23 protein-coding genes are annotated in these 18,778 nt (G+C 40.7%); 2 read left to right on the forward strand and 21 right to left on the reverse strand.

Features of this window, described 5'->3' with window-relative positions:
* Positions 1–36 precede the first annotated feature (36 nt).
* From ABD006_RS01315 to ABD006_RS01330, 4 genes are all read right to left on the reverse strand, one after another.
* The gene (locus ABD006_RS01315; RefSeq protein WP_343836689.1) at positions 37–927 is read right to left on the reverse strand and encodes a superoxide dismutase; all 891 of its coding nucleotides are present in this window, start codon (positions 925–927) and stop codon (positions 37–39) included.
* Between the two features lie 87 nt (positions 928–1,014).
* A complete protein-coding gene (locus tag ABD006_RS01320; RefSeq protein ID WP_343836691.1) occupies positions 1,015–1,392 on the reverse strand; it encodes a hypothetical protein in 378 nt (125 codons plus the stop codon).
* Positions 1,393–1,468: 76 nt separating this feature from the next.
* Positions 1,469–2,053, reverse strand: coding sequence for an SMC-Scp complex subunit ScpB (scpB, locus tag ABD006_RS01325; RefSeq protein ID WP_044157880.1), 585 nt, complete (start codon positions 2,051–2,053; stop codon positions 1,469–1,471).
* 13 nt (positions 2,054–2,066) lie between these two features.
* Positions 2,067–2,825, reverse strand: a complete 759-nt coding sequence (locus ABD006_RS01330) for a segregation/condensation protein A (protein ID WP_343837730.1) — start codon at positions 2,823–2,825, stop codon at positions 2,067–2,069.
* A 164-nt stretch (positions 2,826–2,989) separates the two neighbouring features.
* On the opposite strand from ABD006_RS01330, the gene ABD006_RS01335 reads away from it, so the two are divergent.
* Together ABD006_RS01335 and ABD006_RS01340 are read left to right on the forward strand one after the other, a co-directional pair.
* Positions 2,990–3,088, forward strand: coding sequence for a YjcZ family sporulation protein (locus tag ABD006_RS01335; RefSeq protein WP_162038811.1), 99 nt, complete (start codon positions 2,990–2,992; stop codon positions 3,086–3,088).
* A gap of 150 nt (positions 3,089–3,238) precedes the next feature.
* Positions 3,239–3,709, forward strand: coding sequence for a DUF309 domain-containing protein (locus ABD006_RS01340; protein ID WP_343836697.1), 471 nt, complete (start codon positions 3,239–3,241; stop codon positions 3,707–3,709).
* Between the two features lie 2 nt (positions 3,710–3,711).
* Here ABD006_RS01340 and ABD006_RS01345 read toward each other — a convergent pair whose 3' ends face one another.
* From ABD006_RS01345 to deoB, 17 genes are all read right to left on the reverse strand, one after another.
* On the reverse strand, positions 3,712–4,083 hold the full coding sequence (locus ABD006_RS01345; protein WP_343836699.1) for a GNAT family N-acetyltransferase: 372 nt from the start codon (positions 4,081–4,083) through the stop codon (positions 3,712–3,714).
* A 387-nt stretch (positions 4,084–4,470) separates the two neighbouring features.
* Entirely contained in the window at positions 4,471–4,923 is a 453-nt protein-coding gene (locus ABD006_RS01350; RefSeq protein WP_343836701.1) for a M50 family metallopeptidase, read from the reverse strand.
* Between the two features lie 162 nt (positions 4,924–5,085).
* Complete coding sequence (locus ABD006_RS01355) at positions 5,086–5,520, reverse strand: peptidylprolyl isomerase (RefSeq protein WP_343836703.1); 435 nt, start codon at positions 5,518–5,520, stop codon at positions 5,086–5,088.
* Positions 5,521–5,762: 242 nt separating this feature from the next.
* A complete protein-coding gene (gene lysA, locus ABD006_RS01360; protein ID WP_425542167.1) occupies positions 5,763–7,052 on the reverse strand; it encodes a diaminopimelate decarboxylase in 1,290 nt (429 codons plus the stop codon).
* Between the two features lie 113 nt (positions 7,053–7,165).
* The gene (locus tag ABD006_RS01365) at positions 7,166–8,638 is read right to left on the reverse strand and encodes a spore germination protein (RefSeq protein ID WP_343836708.1); all 1,473 of its coding nucleotides are present in this window, start codon (positions 8,636–8,638) and stop codon (positions 7,166–7,168) included.
* A 21-nt stretch (positions 8,639–8,659) separates the two neighbouring features.
* On the reverse strand, positions 8,660–9,010 hold the full coding sequence (spoVAE, locus tag ABD006_RS01370; protein WP_343836710.1) for a stage V sporulation protein AE: 351 nt from the start codon (positions 9,008–9,010) through the stop codon (positions 8,660–8,662).
* Positions 9,011–10,024: a stage V sporulation protein AD gene (spoVAD, locus tag ABD006_RS01375; protein WP_343836712.1), complete on the reverse strand. Its 1,014-nt coding sequence runs from the start codon at positions 10,022–10,024 to the stop codon at positions 9,011–9,013.
* Between the two features lie 14 nt (positions 10,025–10,038).
* Positions 10,039–10,488 (reverse strand): stage V sporulation protein AC, encoded by a 450-nt coding sequence (gene spoVAC / locus ABD006_RS01380; protein WP_343836715.1) that lies wholly within the window; start codon positions 10,486–10,488, stop codon positions 10,039–10,041.
* A 17-nt stretch (positions 10,489–10,505) separates the two neighbouring features.
* The gene (locus ABD006_RS01385) at positions 10,506–10,925 is read right to left on the reverse strand and encodes a stage V sporulation protein AB (RefSeq protein ID WP_343836718.1); all 420 of its coding nucleotides are present in this window, start codon (positions 10,923–10,925) and stop codon (positions 10,506–10,508) included.
* Positions 10,912–11,529, reverse strand: coding sequence for a stage V sporulation protein AA (locus ABD006_RS01390; RefSeq protein ID WP_343836720.1), 618 nt, complete (start codon positions 11,527–11,529; stop codon positions 10,912–10,914). The genes ABD006_RS01385 and ABD006_RS01390 overlap by 14 nt, the downstream gene beginning before the upstream one ends.
* An 814-nt stretch (positions 11,530–12,343) precedes the next feature.
* Entirely contained in the window at positions 12,344–13,099 is a 756-nt protein-coding gene (gene sigF, locus ABD006_RS01395; RefSeq protein ID WP_343836723.1) for an RNA polymerase sporulation sigma factor SigF, read from the reverse strand.
* 16 nt (positions 13,100–13,115) lie between these two features.
* Complete coding sequence (gene spoIIAB, locus ABD006_RS01400) at positions 13,116–13,553, reverse strand: anti-sigma F factor (RefSeq protein ID WP_044157900.1); 438 nt, start codon at positions 13,551–13,553, stop codon at positions 13,116–13,118.
* Positions 13,550–13,903 carry an anti-sigma F factor antagonist gene (gene spoIIAA, locus ABD006_RS01405; RefSeq protein ID WP_044157902.1) on the reverse strand — a complete coding sequence of 118 codons (354 nt, stop codon included), beginning with the start codon at positions 13,901–13,903 and terminating at the stop codon, positions 13,550–13,552. The genes spoIIAB and spoIIAA overlap by 4 nt, the downstream gene beginning before the upstream one ends.
* Before the next feature lie 114 nt (positions 13,904–14,017).
* On the reverse strand, positions 14,018–15,190 hold the full coding sequence (locus ABD006_RS01410; RefSeq protein ID WP_343836726.1) for a D-alanyl-D-alanine carboxypeptidase family protein: 1,173 nt from the start codon (positions 15,188–15,190) through the stop codon (positions 14,018–14,020).
* Positions 15,191–15,369: 179 nt separating this feature from the next.
* Positions 15,370–16,671 (reverse strand): pyrimidine-nucleoside phosphorylase, encoded by a 1,302-nt coding sequence (locus ABD006_RS01415; protein ID WP_343836728.1) that lies wholly within the window; start codon positions 16,669–16,671, stop codon positions 15,370–15,372.
* Between the two features lie 30 nt (positions 16,672–16,701).
* Positions 16,702–17,508, reverse strand: a complete 807-nt coding sequence (locus tag ABD006_RS01420) for a purine-nucleoside phosphorylase (RefSeq protein ID WP_343837732.1) — start codon at positions 17,506–17,508, stop codon at positions 16,702–16,704.
* 21 nt (positions 17,509–17,529) lie between these two features.
* Complete coding sequence (deoB, locus tag ABD006_RS01425) at positions 17,530–18,708, reverse strand: phosphopentomutase (RefSeq protein WP_343836729.1); 1,179 nt, start codon at positions 18,706–18,708, stop codon at positions 17,530–17,532.
* Positions 18,709–18,778: the final 70 nt, after the last annotated feature.

Here is an 18,778-nt window from a genome sequence, read left to right on the forward strand (position 1 = left end):
CCATTTTTTGATAGGGATCAGTCTGAAGTATCCAATTCATGCTAAAGACCAGGTTAATTGCTTCGCCTGATTAAAACGGGTTTGGACGTCCTGCCAGTTTACAACCTTCCACCAGTTGTCTACATATTTCCCTTTATCCGTTTGGTACTGTAAATAATATGCATGCTCCCACACGTCTAATACGAGCAGCGGGATAACGTCCCAAAGGGCATACATATTGTGTTTTTCGATTGTCTGAATTGCAGCGCGACCAGAACGCAGCTCCCACACAAGCATGGCCCAACCTGTCCCCTGTACAGACTTTGCTGCATGGGTAAGAAGCTGTTTAAACCGTTTAAAGCTGCCAAAAACCTGATTGAGATGTGCAGCAAGCTCCCCTGTTGGCTTCCCGCCACCTTCAGGAGACATGTTATTCCAAAAAATGGTGTGAAGGAAGTGTCCGCTTCCATTGAACGACTGCTCTCTCATCCAATGCCTTAGCATTTGGCTATTTTGGGATTCACTCCATTTGTCGATCATTTGCTCCGCCTTATTTAAACCTTCTACATAACTCTTGTGGTGGACATCATGATGGAGCCGCATAATTTCTTCGGAGATTACCGGTTCAAGTGCATCATAATCATAAGGAAGAGGTGGAAGTCTATGTTCTCCTATCGGCACACGATTCGCATTTGGCTGCTCTCCTCGTACTGTTACGATGTCTTCCACCATTTCCTCACCACTCCTCTGAATGTGTTCCAGATCTTCCTGTGTCACAGACTGATGGTTTATTAAATACGTTTGTATATTGTTCCGCCAGTTTTTCATCCTGTTCTGTACAAATGATAGATCCACGTTTTTTCGATTATTTAATACTTTTTCTTCTACCTCATCTGCCCAATTTAACAAAGCATATAAATATTGTCTGGTTTGTGCATTCATCTTCATCACCTCGACATCATCATATGCCCAGGTCTTCCAAATGTGAAAAAGCTTCCCCGATTATGAGGAAGCTTTAGTCACGGTCTATGAAGTTTAAGGGGTGTATTCCAGCAGTTCCTTTATGACGTTTTCGACAGTATCCCATTGAACCTGCTCAAACAGAGAGGCAAACTGATCCCAGTCAGGAACATACAATCTTCTTTGCTGCTTGTATTCCGGATTTGTTAAAAGTAAGGCTAACGCTGCCACTTCTTTAAAATCGTAATTGTACGGATCTGATGAAATCACAGGTTCCTTTTCGAAAGGTGTAACCGTTGAAAAATTCCGATTAAAATATTCAGGGTACACAAGCTGAAATACCTGTTCAAAACTGCCCTCGTAATAAATAACCTGCGAACGAATAAATCCATCCTCGGGTGAAGCCGGAACACTTTTTTCCAACTGACGGCCAGTAAAATTTTTTATCTCCAACCCCCATCCTCCCATATATCGTATTTATTTATATCGTATCATATTTAATTTGAAAAGTCAGACAATTATCCACTCTTTAGAAGTCTGTATCTTCTTTAAATCTTTCAAAGAATAAATCAGCTTCCATTTCCATATTTTCATCTATTAAATCCTCAGGTAATGGCGGTAACTCTTCCAATGAGGTTAAACCAAAGAAGGAAAGAAACTGGGTCGTCGTCACAAATAAAACGGGCCGTCCACTCGTTTCCTTTCTCCCGGCCTCTTCAATAAGTTGACGTGATATCAATGTCTGAACAGGACCATCACTGTTTACCCCTCTAATTTCTTCAATTTCCGTTCGTGTAATCGGCTGGTTATAGGCAATAATAGCCAGCGTTTCCAAAGCAGCCTGGGAGAGGCGGGATGATGAAGGGGTTTCAACGAGCTTTTCAAAATAATGCGCATGCTCCGGTTTTGTCGTTAAATGAAAAAAATCAGCAGATTGCATAATCGTAATTCCCCGTTGTTCATGCTCATAATCATACTTTAGTTCGTCCACAATGACGTCTACTGCTGTCTGGTCTACTTCAAGAACCTTTGCCAGCTGCTTTTTACTAAGCCCCTCTTCACCTGAAGCAAATAATAATCCTTCTGTTGCTGCTTTTAACTTCTGTAATTCCATTGTGATCCTCCGTTTAATCCGTTAATTGATCTTCTGCATCCTGATAAATGATAATATCGGAAAAATTTGTTTCCTGTTCACAAATAATCATTCTACTTTTCATTAATTCGAGTAATGCAATAAATGATACAACAATATGGGAACGAACAGGTGAGGGAAATAATTCATCAAAGAATATTTTCCGATTTGCCTGTTGGATATAATTCAGCATTTGGTCCATTCGTTCCTGAATCGGAATATCCTGCCTCTCAACTGTTGTTTCCAGGGGTTCGTTCCATTTCTTTCTTTGGAACAGCTTCTGTAATGCACCAATCATGTCAAAAATGGTCACTTCTCCATGATTTTCAACGGGTTTATTTTCATTTTTATAAACGTCCAGATTAACAGGCGGTCGTGTGTAAATCTGATTCGTTTCCAATTCTCTGTCCTTAAGGTTTTGGGCTGCTTCCTTATATTTGCGGTATTCAATCAATCGCCTCATAAGGTCCTCTCTCGGATCCTCTTCTTCATACTCATCCTCTTCCAATTCCAGTTCCTGGTTGGGGATAAGCATCTTACTCTTGATTTCAATTAACGTTGCAGCCATCACCAGATACTCACTGGCTATATTCAGTTCCAGCTGTTGCATCGTATGGATGTAGCTCATATATTGTTCTGTAATTTGAGCAACCGGAATATCATATATATCAATTTCGTAGCGATTAATCAAGTGTAATAATAAATCCAGCGGTCCTTCAAATGTGTCTAATTTAACAAGATATTCTTCGCCCATCTTCATCAGAATTCCTTCCCTGAAAAAATTAATTCAATTCTTTACATCCGCCTATACAACATTAAATAAATGTACATAAGGTATTAACGTAAGAAACATGGTAAAAGGTAATGAGTTATCGATATTTCCTTTTATCATTGTAATCTAAAAAAGGAGGATTTACTATGGGTTCATATGGTTATGGCGGCGGTTTCGCGTTAATCGTAGTATTGTTCATTCTGTTAATTATTGTCGGTGCAAGCTGGGGTTATGGAGGATATTAATTAATCCCCAAAACCTGCGCTAAGCTTATCAAGGCTTAGCGCTTGGTTTTTTTTATATCCAGGAATATGTTTATTCCGTTTCTCATGATAAACTGAAAAAAATGGATTATTTAATTAGTTACCGTCACTATAATTAAAGGAGTTGCTGGTATGTATGATGATGCATATGTTACGTATCTGGCTCACTTTTTAGGAACCAGGGACTATTTCGAATGTCATGAGATATTGGAGGAAAGGTGGAAAAAGGAGACACCCTTGGACCGAAATTCTATTTGGGTTGCTTTTATCCAGTTGGCAGTTTCATTATACCATCAGCGGAGAGGGAATCATGTGGGAGCCTTACGCCTGATAAAAAAGGCAAAGCAAAAATTTCATCTTCATCATACGTTAATCGAAAACTTTGGACTATCCAAATCCGAAATGTTGAAAACCCTTGATACGCTTGAATCAAACATGCAGCAGAAGAAAGCCTATCAGAGTTTTTCATTACCCATTCAGGATAGGTGCCTTACTGAACAGGTCAGGCAAAAATGTTTCAAATGGAATTGCGCGTTTAATTCTAAAAGCGATTTAACCAATCATTATGTTGTACATAAGCACATTTTGCGGCACGACACTTAAACCTAGATGGACTGATCTCTCTGAATCACATCTTCACACTTTTTTACAAAGGATTCCGTACGATCATCCGCACAAACGATATAACGGTTCTCATATTGTGTGCGTACTGCATCAATCATCTTCTTTCCAATCCCCTGATGACGGTGGGATGGATTTACAGAGATATGCTGAATAACTGCCTTTTCTTCATTTTCAATTCGAATTCCAACAGCTCCCAGCAAGTCTTCTTCCTTCCATAGATATAAATGCCAATTTTCATTTGACTCATATTCCTTAATTGTCTGCTGCAGTTTCTTAACATCCTTTTCTTCCGGCATAAATGATAGTAAACCCATGGCTATTTTTTCAAATGTTTTTTTGTAACGTATTAACATAATAATCCCTCATTATTCGAAAGTCACTCTGATTTATACCCTTCAAACGCAAAACGTCTATGATTGAACTATACCTGTATGTTTGCATATAAAATTTGTATATAAATACATCTTTTCCAATTCTTTCTAATATTAATCCTTTATTTTCCATCCAAAGCCACTTGACCATAATGTTCTATAAATTTTATCCTTTTCCTTCTAAAATAGTGTATTTATCTAAACAATATAATACCAGTAAATAAATCCCCAAATAAGACCAAATCCTGCTAACAATAAAAATAATCGTCTATTTTTCTTTCGCATTATCGTAAATCCTCCAAAAGGATATCATTTCTCTATTATTATAATTCCTTTTATTGTTCATGCAAATGGTATTCATTCACTAATTTAATCTCTTGTCCTCAAACTTTTTATAAAAACCTCAACACAAACATAACCATCTGATTTTTTCCTCCCATGCCGAAAAGGAATTAAGTTTAGGATGGCAAGCCATAAATTAAACCAAATGGCTAATTGAATGACCGTATTTTCATAGGACATAAAAGATATGCCCCAGGCCACAACTCCATTCATAATGGGGCCGGCTATTGATATTAACACCTTTTCCCAGGCTTTGAAGTCATTTTCTTTTTCACTTAGGGACTGACCTCCCATAAATAACAGGGTGTGCAGATGAAGATGAATCCTCCCCACTCTTAAGGCTGCTCTTTCCCTGCCTGACCCAATAAAAAAATGGACGAGATCCGCCTTAAGAATATAGGCCATACCTGCATGGCCAAATTCGTGAAAAAGAATAGTAAGAGGAGCGATTAAAAGGAAAAAGATTAGTAAACTAATCATAGAAATCTCCTTAACGTCGGCAAATACAAACAGAATGCAGCTGGGGCCAAAGTGTTTTCATCAAAGAAAAATCCGGGTTGAGAAGGGGGCGTATACCCCCTCATCTGGAAACATCCTTTTCATTAGCAGTAATTTTGTCAGATCCCAGCCACATTTTATGATTTATCCGTTGATCTTAACTTCCTTCATAACATCTCCATTTTTCATGGCTTTCGCTGTTTCAAGACCGGAAGTCACTTGTCCAAACACTGTATGCACGCCATTTAAATGAGGCTGCTCTTCATGTACGATAAAAAATTGACAGGAGCCTGTATCCTTACCAGCATGAGCCATTGATAAGCTGCCAGGAACATGTTTATGAGGATTACCCTCTGTCTCACATTTGATGGTATATCCTGCATTACCAGTTCCATCTCCCCTTGGGCAGCCGCCCTGACTCACAAAACCCGGGATGACCCGATGGAATGTAAGACCATTATAAAAACCGTCATTAGCCAGTTTTTCAAAGTTGGTAACGGTGCCAGGAGCTTCATCCGGATATAATTCAAACTCAATTTTATCTCCATTTTCCATTAAAATATAGCCTTGTTTCGTCAAAAAATCATCTCCTTTTATATCAATCGTACTTATCATATCACAAAAGAAATCATCCATCAGTGAATTTGTTATGACTACAGGAACCTATCTCTTTGTTATTGCCGGTCGCCTTCGCTTTTCTTTGTCCAGCTACGGCTCCCAGGTCCAAGCGGTCATAAGCATAAGCTCCTACGTGGCGGAAAAGCATGCCACTCCGGATCTTCTGCTTATGCCGTCGGACCTAACCGGTCGCCTTCGCTTTTCTATTCATAAGACAGGTCGTTCTGGGTTAGGGATTGGTAGGATTCTCTTTTGACGACGAGCTGGCTTTGTCCATTTTCAACGAATACAACAGCTGGCTTCGGAAAGCGGTTATAGTTGTTTGACATGGAGTAACCATATGCTCCAGTTGAAAATATAGCTAGAATGTCACCTGCCTCTATTGAATCAGGCACCTTTTCATCCCAGATTAGCATGTCACCTGTTTCACAGCATTTTCCTGCAACGGAGACGGTCTTTGTGGGTGCTTCATGGAGTTTATTTGCAACGACAGCTTGATATTTGGCGTTATATAATGCAGGCCGGATGTTGTCTGTCATCCCCCCATTCACCGAAACATAGGTCCGTACTCCAGGGATTTCCTTAATAGATACAACGGAATAGAGGGTTATCCCTGCGTCACCAACAATCGCACGACCAGGCTCAATCCAGATTTCCGGAACAGGAAGCCCAAAATGTCCTGCCTGTTTTTTCACTTCCTGGACCAGCACTTCTGCATATTGAGCCAGCGGTTTCGGCTCATCCTCCTCAGTATATTTAATACCAAAGCCACCGCCTAAGTTTAAAACTTCAGGGATATAATGATGAGTTTGATACCAATGATTCATAGTCTGATAGAGTTTTTGGACAGCCATAACAAAACCGGTCGTTTCAAAAATCTGCGAACCGATGTGACAGTGAAGTCCCATCACATTTATATTTTCATTGGGAAGAAGCTGTAACAGCGCTTGTTCAGCCTGCCCATTCGATAAATCAAAGCCGAATTTGGAATCTTCCTGTCCTGTAAGAATATAATCATGCGTATGAGCCTCAATTCCAGGTGTGACTCTTAATAGAACATTGACGGCCTGTTGATATTCATTTACCAAATTTTCCAATAGACTGATTTCATAAAAATTATCTACAACAATACATCCGATTTTATGTTTAAGCGCCATGTCCAGTTCTTCTGCACTTTTATTATTTCCATGCAGATGGATTCTTTCCACTGGAAAATCTGCCTGCAGAGCTGTATACAGTTCACCTTGTGAAACAACATCCAGGCTTAACCCCTCCTGCTTTGCAACCTGAAGCATCGCAACAGAGGAAAAAGCCTTACTGGCATACGCCACCTGAAAGGGTACCTCAAGTTGCTTAAATGTATCCACAAATGCTTTAGCATTTTCTCTGATTTTATGAACATCATAAACATAAAGTGGTGTCCCATATGTCTGTGCAAGCTCCAGCATATCCATTCCGCCAAAATGTAAATGATTAGATTTATTAGTAGACATCACATTCACCCCTGTAAATTAAAAAAGAAGGAGACAGTGCCACTGCCTCCCAAGATAATAGTACCGATAAAGTATAGAAATACTTTATCATATCCTTCTTTTTGTTTCAATATTTAATTCCACGGTTGTCTATGGTCATTCTTTGGTCGTACGATACTTGGACGACGGTTCGTTAATGGTACCGACACTCTGAACAGAATCTGGCTCATTCCCTTAGCATCAAATGGAATAAACGGCCACATATAAGGAGTATTAAGGGAATTTCTGCTGACAAGGAACAGTATATAAAGCGTACCTCCAATGGCAAACCCCTTGATTCCAAACAGAGCTACAGAGATCATAAGCAAGAGCCTTGTCATCTTATTTGCGACACCCAGTTCATAGCTTGGCGTTGCAAAAGCCCCAATTGCACAAATTGAAACATAAAGAATTACCTCGGGCATAAACAAGCCTACATCAATAGCAATTTGTCCAATTAGAACAGCCGCAATTAGGCCCATCGCTGTGGACAGTGGTGTTGGTGTGTGAATTGCTGCCATCCGTAAAAACTCAATCCCTATATCAGCTAATATAAGCTGGATAACAACAGGGATGTTCCCTTCTTCTTTAGGACCTATAAACTCCAATCCTGAAGGCAGCAACGTTGGATCTAAAACGAATGAAAGCCAAAGTGGCAGCAAAAAGATCGACGCTAATATCCCTAAAAAGCGGATCCATCTTACAAATGAACCTGCTGCCGGTGATTCACGAAATTCTTCAGCATGCTGTACATGGTGAAAATAAGTTGTAGGTGTAATAATCATACTTGGTGACGTATCAACCATTACAATGACATGGCCTTCTAACAAATGTGAAGAAGCCACATCCGGGCGCTCAGTGTAACGGACCATTGGGAATGGATTAAACCCCTGATGCACTAAAAATTCCTCAATCGTTTTATCCGCCATTGAGATCCCATCAACTTCTATATTTTCAATTTCATTTTTTATTAAGTCCACAAGCCCCTGATCTGCTACATCTTTTAAGTACATAAAAACGACATCTGTTTTGGAGCGTTCACCAACCTTCGTTATTTCCACACGTAAACGTTCATCCCGAATCCTTCTGCGTGTAAGAGACGTATTTTCAATAATGTTCTCCGTATAACCATCTCTTGAGCCTCTTACCACTTTTTCTGTATCCGGCTCCTGAGGGGATCGTCCCGGATAAGAACGGACATCAACAATAAACGCATGCTTTTCACCATCAACAAAAATAGCGATAAGACCAGAGAGGAGTTCATCAACTGCTTCATCCATTGTTTTGACTTCTGTTACCTGCTGATGAACCAGTCGATTATGGATGACTTCATTAACCTTTGAATAATTAGATTCAAAATCATTGATTTCAACCAATTTCTTTATGATTTCAATAATATAAGCTGTATCGCACATTCCTGTCAGATAGTAGATATCAACATCCTTTTTTAACACCTTAATCTGTCTGAAACCGAGATCAAAGGATGTTCCGACACCTACACGATCCTTCATGTACTTTTCATTTTCGGTCAGCTTTTCGGATACAGCAATCTTCTGTGACTTTGACATAAGCCGTATCTACCCTTTCCATTATCCTTTTGGTTTAAAGAAAACTGCTACGAGAAATCCGAATAAAATGGCCGAGGCTATACCTGCTGAAGTTAATTGAAAAATTCCAATGGCCACTCCGATAAATCCATGATCCTCAGCCTGTTTCATCGCTCCATGTAACAGGGAGTGACCAAAGCTTGTAATAGGAACGGTAGCACCAGCTCCGGCAAATTTAATTAACTTATCATATAAACTGAACCCATCAAGAACTGCACCTGTGACAACAAATGAAGATAAGACATGAGCAGGTGTCAGCTTGGCTACATCAAGTAAAATTTGTCCAATCACGCATATTCCGCCTCCAACGAGAAAAGCCCATAAATAGTCCAATTAGCTCAACTCCTCTCTCGTCAGCACTACACCATGTGCTATTGATGGCATCGTTTCTTTCTGTTGGATCATTGTCGGACTGTGAAGGGAGCCTGTTGCTGCGATTAGCACACGATTCAAACGGCCCTTTCGCAATTCGGATACAATATGTCCATAGGTCACAACTGCTGAGCAGGCTGTCCCACTGCCACCTGCGAAAACAGGCTGATCACTGTTATAAATCATTAATCCACAATCGTTATGCACGTCATCAATATTAATTCCATCCTCTTTCATCATATCCTTAAGAATTGGACTTCCAATAGAGGACAAATCCCCAGTGACAATTAAGTCATAGTCATCCGGGGAACGACCCATATCAGCCAGATGGGTTTTAATGGTGTCATAAGCTGCCGGAACCATAGCGGAACCCATATCAAATGGATCACCCATCTGATAGTCCATTACCTTTCCTATTGTGGCCGCTTCTACTCTTATCGTTGATGGCTTTTGAGAAACTAATGCACTCCCCCCGCCAGTAATTGTCGTTGTAGCTGTAGCAGGTTTTTGCCCGCCATACTCTGTGGGATACCGGAATTGTCTCTCTGCTGTTGCATTGTGACTGCTGGTGGCAGCAATCGCATTGTTCACAAAACCGGCATCCACTAGTGCAGAAGCGACAGCCAGCGTTTCCATTGAGGTGGAACATGCCCCAAACATATTTAAAATCGGTATAGACAAGGTTCTTGCTGCATAATTTGACGTAACATTTTGGTTGAGCAAATCGCCACTTAACATTAAGTCGATCTGATCTGTTTGTAATCTGGCCTTTTGAATACAGGTTTGTATAGACTGCTGGAGGATTTTTCGTTCTGCCTTCTCCCAGTTATCCTCATGACAATGTAAATCATCAAAAGTGATATCAAAGGTTTCGCTAAGAGGACCCTGTGCTTCCATGGGACCTGCAACAGTTGCGGTTTCATTAATGTATACTTGATTTTCAAATATCCATGTCTGCTTCCCTAATTTACCCATGTAAATCCTCCTGTTTATTGCATGATTAAGTACCGGATAATCCCAACCAGATAAGCAGAAACCGTTCCATAAACAATAACAGAACCAGCCAATTTAAACATATTACCACCGACACCCAAAACTAAGCCTTCACTCTTATGCTCTAAAGCTGCACTTGTTATTGCATTGGCAAATCCAGTGATAGGCACAGCTGAACCTGCACCGGCAAACTGGGCTAACTTATCATATACACCAAAGCCGGTCAGAAGAGATGAAATCAGAATCAGCGTAGCAGCCGTTGGACTGGCTGCATCCTTTTCACTGTATCCAAAAACGCCAATATAAAAGTCGGTTAAGGCTTGACCAACGACACAAATTAATCCACCGATAATGAAGGCTTTAACACAATTAAGGAATAAATTTGGTTTGGGTTGATAAGATTTAACCGTATTTTTATAATTTTGCTTATCAAATTTTTTACTCATATCACCACTCCAATAACTCATTTCACAAAAATCATCCACTGGAATAGGGACCCTAAAACTTTTCCCAGAACAAGTGCCATTAAAAATCCCAAAATATACCCATCCATACCAACTCTTTTGGCAAGGATAGGAAATACATTAAGGACTTCTGTTAATGCAGCCGCCAGCATACCGATAAAAATGCCATGAAATAACCCCCACACCATTTCAATAAATACGGGGAGGCTGAAAACAAAAGAACTGAAGGATAAGAACGTGCCAAATAGTGCACCTGCAATCACGCTTGTTTCATAATATTGTGTAAAGACATGTGTTTTACTTAGCTGGATCAGCCTGGGAATTACTCCTAAAACCGTTAAAAAGGCGACAAATCCCGCTCCTACCGCTAGCCCGGAAGCAAGTCCAATCATCACTTCCAGCAGCTTAATCATGATCATCGTTTTTACTCATTTCGTTTTCATGTAGGATCACGTAATTATCCAATTCCTGCTGATATTTATGGATTTCTACTTCCAACGGACTTGGTTCTTCGTTAATTCGTTTCTTAAAGACATGATTAAAAAACAGGATCATGCCCAGCCCCAGGCCTATGGAATATGGGATTTGAAGCCACAGAGGATAAGGATTGCTCTTGCCTGTCAACAAATAATGGAGATGCTGCTGGACCTCCTGCATGCTCACATCATAGTGAAAGTTCATAATAGCCATTCCGGAACCAATAAATAACAATAGCCAGATAAAACCGACGATGAACAAACGAGGCTTTTTTGGCGAAACATCTATATAGGCAATGGTCTGATTAGGTCCAATCGATTGAAATTCCAAATTAGGGTGTTGATTTCCAAGAAGTTGAATAACCGAGTAAATGTCCAGTACCACTATGTTCTTATCGTCCTTTTTCACCTGATAGATAAAGGTATTTTCCAGAAGCTTTCGCCAATGATCATTTGCGGTTATAAAGGCTATATCCTTAAGCAGCAGCTTCTTTTCCTTAGGTATTTTAATTTTATGACGTAATCGTATATAAACCTGTTCCCCCATGGCACAACACTCCTCTCTTGTTGAGAAGTTTACGTTTATTATGTGTAACTGCCGGTTTGTTCATGCAAAAAGTTAGCAGGTGAAAAACAAAGGCGGAAGCGCCCGTTTGTCCAGCTGCGGCTCCTAGGTCAAGGCGGATATAAGTCAAAGCCATTTCGTGGCCAAAACCATGCCACTCCATGTCTTCGTCTTATCCCGCATGACCTGAACAGTCGCCTCCGCTTTTCTCTGTCCAGCTGCGGCTCCTAGGTCAACGCGGATATAAGCCAAAGCCATTTCGTGGCCAAAACCATGCCACTCCATGTCTTCGTCTTATCCCGCATGACCTGAACAGTCGCCTCCGCTTTTCTCTGTCCAGCTGCGCTCCCAGGCCCAAGCGGTCATAAGCAGAATCCCCTCGCCTCCATGGCCAAAAAGCGGCCACTCCGGATATTCTGCTTATGCCGTCGGGCCTAAACGGTCGCCTTCGCTTTTCTATTAGCGACGTACGGACTGGACTGAGCCGGAGGAGATAAAGTGAAACTTCAATCAGTGGGGGTTGTCCCCCAACTGATTGTTAGTTGAACAAATCGGGTGTTTACTGGCTGTTGACCTCCATTTATTTATTAACAGGGGGTCTTACAGCCAGTTAACACGCGGAAAAGGAAACACGACGAGACTTTGTTGAGTCGATGTTGACTTATCGGACGGAGGTGAAGGAAGTCTCGCTAGTCGCTGGACGCTGGAGCCGGACGTGGCCTCTCCTGATTTATTTTCCACGAGATTTTATAATTACCCACAAAAAATGCCAGCTTTTCAGCTGACATTTTTTAGTTTACGTTTTCATTTGATCACGTATATGATCCAATATTTTCTTTTCAAGCCTTGATACCTGCACTTGTGATATATCGAGTCGATGAGCGACTTCTGACTGTGTTTGATCTTTATAGTATCGCAAATAGATGATGAGTCGCTCTCTTTCGTCTAAATTTCGAATCACTTCTTTCAGAGCGATTTTATCAAACCACTTCGAATCTTCATCGGACATTTGATCCAAAAGTGTAATCGGGTCTCCATCATTTTCATAAACCGTTTCATGTATGGAATGAGGGGATTTTGATGCTTCCTGAGCGAACACAATATCTTCCGGTGAAATATCCATTTCATCTGCTAACTCCTGTATGGTTGGGGAGCGGCCGTATTCCTTGGATAATTCATCCCGTTTCTTCCTGATTTTGTTACCGGTCTCCTTTAATGAGCGGCTAACTTTGACACTTCCATCATCACGAATGAAACGTTGAATCTCACCAATAATCATAGGAACTGCATAAGTGGAAAATTTGACTTCATAAGAAAGATCAAACTTATCAATAGACTTTAACAGACCTATACTGCCGATTTGAAACAAATCATCCGGATCATATCCCCGGTTCAGAAAGCGCTGTACAACTGACCATACAAGTCGCGTATTTTTTTCCACCAGAAAATCTCTTGCATCCTGATCCCCTTGCTGACTTTCATGAATTAGCTGTTTCACCTCTTCATCCGACAACGGCTTGTCGCTATTGGAAGTTTTCAGTTCCACATCCATAGACATATCCCCTTATTCACACAAGGTTTTCGCTTTTTTGAAAATGTTTCCTCAGCTTAACCGTTGTGCCTCTACCTTTTTCAGATTGAATGTCAACTTCATCCATAAAGTTCTCCATGATGGTAAAACCCATTCCGGATCGCTCAAGTTCCGGTTTTGATGTATACAAAGGCTGCTTGGCCTCATCTAAATCGTCAATTCCTATTCCTTCATCCCGAATGGTGAGTTCCACAAATTGATCATGCAGAACACAATCCATATAAACTTTACCGTCTACATCCTTTTCATAGCCATGGATAATCGCATTTGTGACCGCCTCAGAGACAACGGTTTTAATTTCCGTAAGCTCGTCCATAGTTGGATCTACCTGGGCAATAAAAGATGCAATGGTAACCCTGGCAAAGGACTCATTTTCACTAATAGCTGAAAATTCGAGGTGCATCTCATTTTTCATGATGCCACCCCCAGATTTTTGAGCGCTTCAGCTTCATCTTCTTCCAGTCGGACAATTTTAAATAGACCTGACAGCTCAAACAGCCTTTTAACAGATGGAGAAATTGAACATACAACCATTTCTCCACCTAATTCCTGAACCTCTTTATATCTGCCAAGCATAACGCCCAAACCTGAACTATCCATAAAACTCAGATCTTCTAAGTTAACAACGACATGCTGAATATCACTCTTTTTCATTTCTGACTGCCATTGCTGTTTTAAATCTTCAGACGTATGGTGGTCTAATTCACCCGTTAACCTTACGAGCAATACTTGATGTTTACTTTCAAATTGCACAGAAAGACTCAAGATTGAATGCCTCCTTTTTGCTTGCTTTACTTCTCCTTGAGTCTTTCTTCTTTGTCCTTTTGATTTCCTGCTTGCTGACAAAAGAAGTGCAATTTCGTCAAAATGACTTACATTTTAAAACGGTTTGTAAAAATTACTCATTGTGCGCTTCATTAAGGTCCAGATCCCGGCCTGCTGAATATCCTGATTCACAATTAATGGGGTCTCGGATAAAACATCTTCATCATTCATTAATTTAAGGGTGCCCACTTCCTGTCCCTTTTTAAGCGGTAACGACAGCTCCTCTTTATATTCAATGACCTGCTCAAGGTTTTCAGCCTTTTCACCCTTTTTCATTAAGATGGAAACCTGATCACCTGTTACAACTTTAACATTAGCCTTGTCCGCTTTAAGCAGATTCATCTCATCCACTTGCTCAAACCGATCATAAACCGGTTTTGTGTTATATTGCTGAAATGCATAGTCCAGCATAGCTGAAATATCCTTGTTTCTCTTTTTGGTCGTTTCTGCACCCATGACTACAGCAATGACACGCATTTCATCCCTTTTTGCGGTCGCAGTCAGACAATATTTCGCCTCACTTGTATACCCCGTTTTTAATCCATCTACTCCTTTATAAAACTTTACGAGCTTGTTTGTGTTTACTAACCAGAACTCATCCTCTGTTCCTTTACGTAAATAATCATCATAAATGCTTGTATATTCCGTTATTTGTTCATGCTTCAGAAGTTCCTTCGCCATGACAGCCATATCCTGCGCTGTACTGTAGTGACCTTCTGCAGGCAGTCCCGTTGTATTTTTAAACTTTGTATTTTCTAATCCTAACTCCTTCGCCTTTTTATTCATTTGTTCAACAAAGGCTTTTTCCGAACCGGCAATCCGTTCAGCTAAAGCAACGGAAGCATCATTTCCGGATGCAACGGCAATCCCTTTTAAAAGGTCATCTACAGTCATTTCCTCGCCTTCTTCAAGGAAGATTTGCGAGCCACCCATAGATGCAGCATTCTCGCTGATCCGTACCTTTTCATCACGCTTAATTTTCCCACTTTCCAAGGCCTCCATAATGAGGATCATCGTCATGACCTTTGTCATACTGGCGGGTGGGAGACGTTCTTCACTATTTTTCTTATACAGAATCTCACCAGTGTCCTTTTCCATTAAAATAGCTGACTTTGAATTTTCTGCCAAATCCACTTCTGTTTTTTCTGATTGTTCTGCCTGTACGGGTAAAACCATAGTTGATGTGAGTAAACAAAAAATCGATAGCATTGTTGCCATTTTTCTCATTAGTTTCCCTCCATACCTGTTGCATAGGAATTTTTCTGATGCAAGTAAAGGACCTGCATTTTCAAACTGGAACATGGACAAGCTCTTTCATGATTCCTTTCATATTTTTTCCATGATGGATTAAATTTATAAGTATAAAAAAGAAAATCCCGACTGAATCGGGATTTTCTTTTTGAAGACTATTCAATAATTTTGCGTACGAGTTTTGGTTTGTTTACGGAGTCTTTTTGAATCTGGATATTTTTATAAAGCGTTTCTTTAATTTCTTCGATGTTTTCCTGGTTTGAATGAATGGTTACCAGCGACTCACCAGCTTCTGCGTAGTCACCGATTTTTTTGTTTAGCATTAAGCCTACAGCTAAATCAATTTCAGATTCCTTCGTTGCTCTGCCTGCACCTAAATGCATCGCAGCTTTGCCAATCTCATCGGCGGTCATTCCGCTCACATAACCGCTTTCCCGGGCAGGGAGTTCAATTTTATACTTGGCATGGGGCAGTAACTCAGGTTTTTCAACCACTTGACCATCTCCACCCTGAGATTCTAAAAAGGTACGGAATTTTTCAAGAGCATTTCCATTACGGATATTTTGTTCAAGCTTGCTTCTTGCTTCATCCAGAGTTTGAGCCTGGTTTCCTAAAACAGCCATCTGACTGCCCAGTGTCAGACATAGTTCTGTCAGATCATCAGGTCCTTCTCCTTTCAGAGTATCAATGGCTTCCTGAACTTCTAAGGCATTTCCAATGGCATGACCCAGCGGCTGATTCATGTCACTGATAACCGCCATTGTTCTGCGTCCAACCTGATTACCGATAGATACCATGGCTTTGGCTAATTCCTCCGACTCATCTTCTGTTTTCATAAAAGCCCCGGCACCTGTTTTCACATCTAAAACAATGGCATCGGCACCAGCCGCAATTTTTTTACTCATAATAGAGCTGGCTATTAAAGGTATGGAATTTACTGTTGCCGTTACATCGCGCAGACCATAAAGCTTTTTATCCGCAGGTGTAAGATTCCCTGATTGACCAATCACCGAAACCTTATTCTGATTTACTAGTTCTATGAATTCATCCTTGTCCATTTCAACATGGAATCCTGATACAGATTCCAATTTATCAATGGTACCACCGGTGTGGCCTAACCCCCGCCCGCTCATTTTGGCTACCGGAACACCTAGAGATGCTACCAGAGGAGCCAGAACCAGGGTTGTTGTATCTCCTACACCACCTGTAGAATGTTTATCCACTTTTATTCCTTCAATGGATGACAGGTCAATGGTATCTCCGGAGTTGACCATCGCCATCGTTAGATTCGCCCGTTCTTCTTCTGTCATGTCCTGAAAGAAGATGGCCATACACAGAGCGCTGGCCTGATAATCGGGAATATTCCCTTGTGTATATTCCTCAATAAAAAAATCAATTTCCTCTTTCGTCAGGGCTTTCCCATCTCGTTTTTTTGTAATCACATCATACATTCTCATATTCCGTCACCCTTTCAAATTGCGGGTTTATTAAGGTAAAGAACGAACAATTTCTTTTACAAAGGATAAAAAGTCCTGTTTTACTTTTTCCGTCGTTTCTATCACTTCCTGATGGGATAAAGGCTGATCCAGAATCCCCGCTGCCATGTTCGAAATACAGGAAATGCCCAGCACTTTAAGTCCTGCATGATTGGCAACGATAACCTCCGGGACTGTAGACATTCCTACTGCATCTCCCCCAAGGGTTCTCAGCATACGAATTTCGGCACCTGTTTCATAAGAAGGACCCGTATTTCCGACATAAACTCCTTTTTGGATATTTAAATGAAGCTTATCGGCACAGCCTTCTGCAAGTTTGATAAGGTCGTGATCATAGGCCTGAGACATATCCGGAAAACGGGGACCCATTTCATCTGCATTGGGACCAATCAGCGGATTGTCCCCCATCATATTTATATGATCCTGAATAAGCATTAAATCACCGGGCTGGAAGGATTCATTAATTCCTCCAGCAGCATTGGTTACCAACAATTTTTCAACGCCCAATTCCTTCATGACTCTTACAGGAAAGGTTACCTGCTCCATGGCATAGCCTTCATAATAATGAAAACGTCCCTGCATGGCTATGACTTCTTTTCCCTCAAGTGTTCCTATTACAAGCTGACCTTTATGTCCTGCAACTGTGGATTGTGGAAAATGAGGAATATCTTTATAATTAATAACGATAGGATCTTCAATTTCATCAGCTAACACTCCGAGGCCAGACCCCAAAATAAGGCCTGTATCCGGTTGCTTTCCTGTAATCTTATTCGTTATAAATGCTGCAGCTTCTTTCATTTGACTCACAGTGTTTTCCTCCTACTCAATATCCTTTAGAAAACTTTCTCCATGCTCCGGCATTTTAATCTGATAGTTTTCGGCAACGGTTGCACCGATATCAGCAAATGTTTTTCGAACAGAAAGCTCTTTCCCTTCTCCAATTTGATTATGGTAGACGAGAAGAGGAACAACTTCCCGGGTATGATCCGTTCCATGGTGCACAGGATCATTTCCATGATCGGCTGTAATGATAAGTAAGTCATCATCCCTTAATTTATTTAAGACTTCAGGTAGCCTTCTATCATAAGCTTCCAGTGCTTCTCCATATCCTTGCGGGTCCCGGCGATGACCATACTTCGCATCAAAGTCCACTAAATTCAAAAAGTTTAAGCCATGGAAATCTTCATCCATAGATTCAACCAATTTATCCATACCATCCATATTATCTTTTGTGCGAATGGCTTTTGTCACACCTTCCCCATCATAAATATCTGAAATTTTACCGAGTGCAATCACATCATACCCTTCATCCTTCAGGTCATTCATAACAGTTCTTCCAAATGGTTTTAAGGCATAATCGTGACGGTTGGAAGTACGCTCAAATGCTCCTGGTTCACCAACAAATGGACGGGCAATAACACGTCCAACCATGTATTTTTCATCTTTTGTTATTTCTCGGGCAATTTCACAAATTTCATAAAGTTCATCAAGGGAAACCACTTCTTCATGTGCAGCAATTTGTAAAACAGAATCAGCAGACGTATAGACAATAAGTGCTCCTGATTCCATATGTTCCTGACCAAGTTCTTTAATGATTTCCGTACCTGAGGCTGGTTTATTCCCGATAACTTTACGCCCGGTTTTCTCCTCTAATTGCTTGACCAGTTCAGGTGGGAATCCATCAGGAAACGTTCGAAAAGGCTTATCAATATATAAGCCCATAATCTCCCAGTGACCGGTCATCGTATCCTTACCATTAGAAGCTTCCTGCATAATTGTATAATGAGCTTCCGGCTGATTTGCTTGTTCGATTCCAGGAATTTGGCGAATATTACTTAAGCCGAGCTTTCCCATGTTTGGCATATTCAGTCCATTCATTCGCTCAGCAATATGTCCTAAAGTATCAGCACCTTTATCATTAAATTGTTGTGCATCTGGTGCTTCCCCGATTCCGACCGAATCCATGACAATTAAAAAAGTTCGCTTAAAAGTTTTCATCAATAATCCCTCCTATATTATGACATTCCCTAATTCAAGTAAGAATATAATTCAGGCAAGGTTGTAGGAT

Source organism: Salinibacillus aidingensis (assembly GCF_039522525.1).
In the GTDB taxonomy this organism is placed as follows: domain Bacteria; phylum Bacillota; class Bacilli; order Bacillales; family Alkalibacillaceae; genus Salinibacillus; species Salinibacillus aidingensis.

Coding starts and splice junctions, on each gene's coding strand:
- spoVAC (WP_343836715.1), bottom strand. CDS start 10,488: ATGAGTAAAAAATTTGATAAGCAAAATTATAAAAATACGGTTAAATCT.
- scpB (WP_044157880.1), bottom strand. CDS start 2,053: ATGGAATTACAGAAGTTAAAAGCAGCAACAGAAGGATTATTATTTGCT.
- ABD006_RS01315 (WP_343836689.1), bottom strand. CDS start 927: ATGAAGATGAATGCACAAACCAGACAATATTTATATGCTTTGTTAAAT.
- ABD006_RS01390 (WP_343836720.1), bottom strand. CDS start 11,529: ATGGGGGAACAGGTTTATATACGATTACGTCATAAAATTAAAATACCT.
- spoIIAB (WP_044157900.1), bottom strand. CDS start 13,553: ATGAAAAATGAGATGCACCTCGAATTTTCAGCTATTAGTGAAAATGAG.
- ABD006_RS01350 (WP_343836701.1), bottom strand. CDS start 4,923: ATGATTAGTTTACTAATCTTTTTCCTTTTAATCGCTCCTCTTACTATT.
- deoB (WP_343836729.1), bottom strand. CDS start 18,708: ATGAAAACTTTTAAGCGAACTTTTTTAATTGTCATGGATTCGGTCGGA.
- sigF (WP_343836723.1), bottom strand. CDS start 13,099: ATGGATGTGGAACTGAAAACTTCCAATAGCGACAAGCCGTTGTCGGAT.
- ABD006_RS01415 (WP_343836728.1), bottom strand. CDS start 16,671: ATGAGAATGTATGATGTGATTACAAAAAAACGAGATGGGAAAGCCCTG.
- ABD006_RS01365 (WP_343836708.1), bottom strand. CDS start 8,638: ATGTCAAAGTCACAGAAGATTGCTGTATCCGAAAAGCTGACCGAAAAT.
- ABD006_RS01385 (WP_343836718.1), bottom strand. CDS start 10,925: ATGATCATGATTAAGCTGCTGGAAGTGATGATTGGACTTGCTTCCGGG.
- ABD006_RS01330 (WP_343837730.1), bottom strand. CDS start 2,825: ATGGGCGAAGAATATCTTGTTAAATTAGACACATTTGAAGGACCGCTG.
- ABD006_RS01340 (WP_343836697.1), top strand. CDS start 3,239: ATGTATGATGATGCATATGTTACGTATCTGGCTCACTTTTTAGGAACC.
- ABD006_RS01335 (WP_162038811.1), top strand. CDS start 2,990: ATGGGTTCATATGGTTATGGCGGCGGTTTCGCGTTAATCGTAGTATTG.
- ABD006_RS01420 (WP_343837732.1), bottom strand. CDS start 17,508: ATGAAAGAAGCTGCAGCATTTATAACGAATAAGATTACAGGAAAGCAA.
- lysA (WP_425542167.1), bottom strand. CDS start 7,052: ATGTCTACTAATAAATCTAATCATTTACATTTTGGCGGAATGGATATG.
- ABD006_RS01410 (WP_343836726.1), bottom strand. CDS start 15,190: ATGAGAAAAATGGCAACAATGCTATCGATTTTTTGTTTACTCACATCA.
- ABD006_RS01345 (WP_343836699.1), bottom strand. CDS start 4,083: ATGTTAATACGTTACAAAAAAACATTTGAAAAAATAGCCATGGGTTTA.
- spoVAD (WP_343836712.1), bottom strand. CDS start 10,024: ATGGGTAAATTAGGGAAGCAGACATGGATATTTGAAAATCAAGTATAC.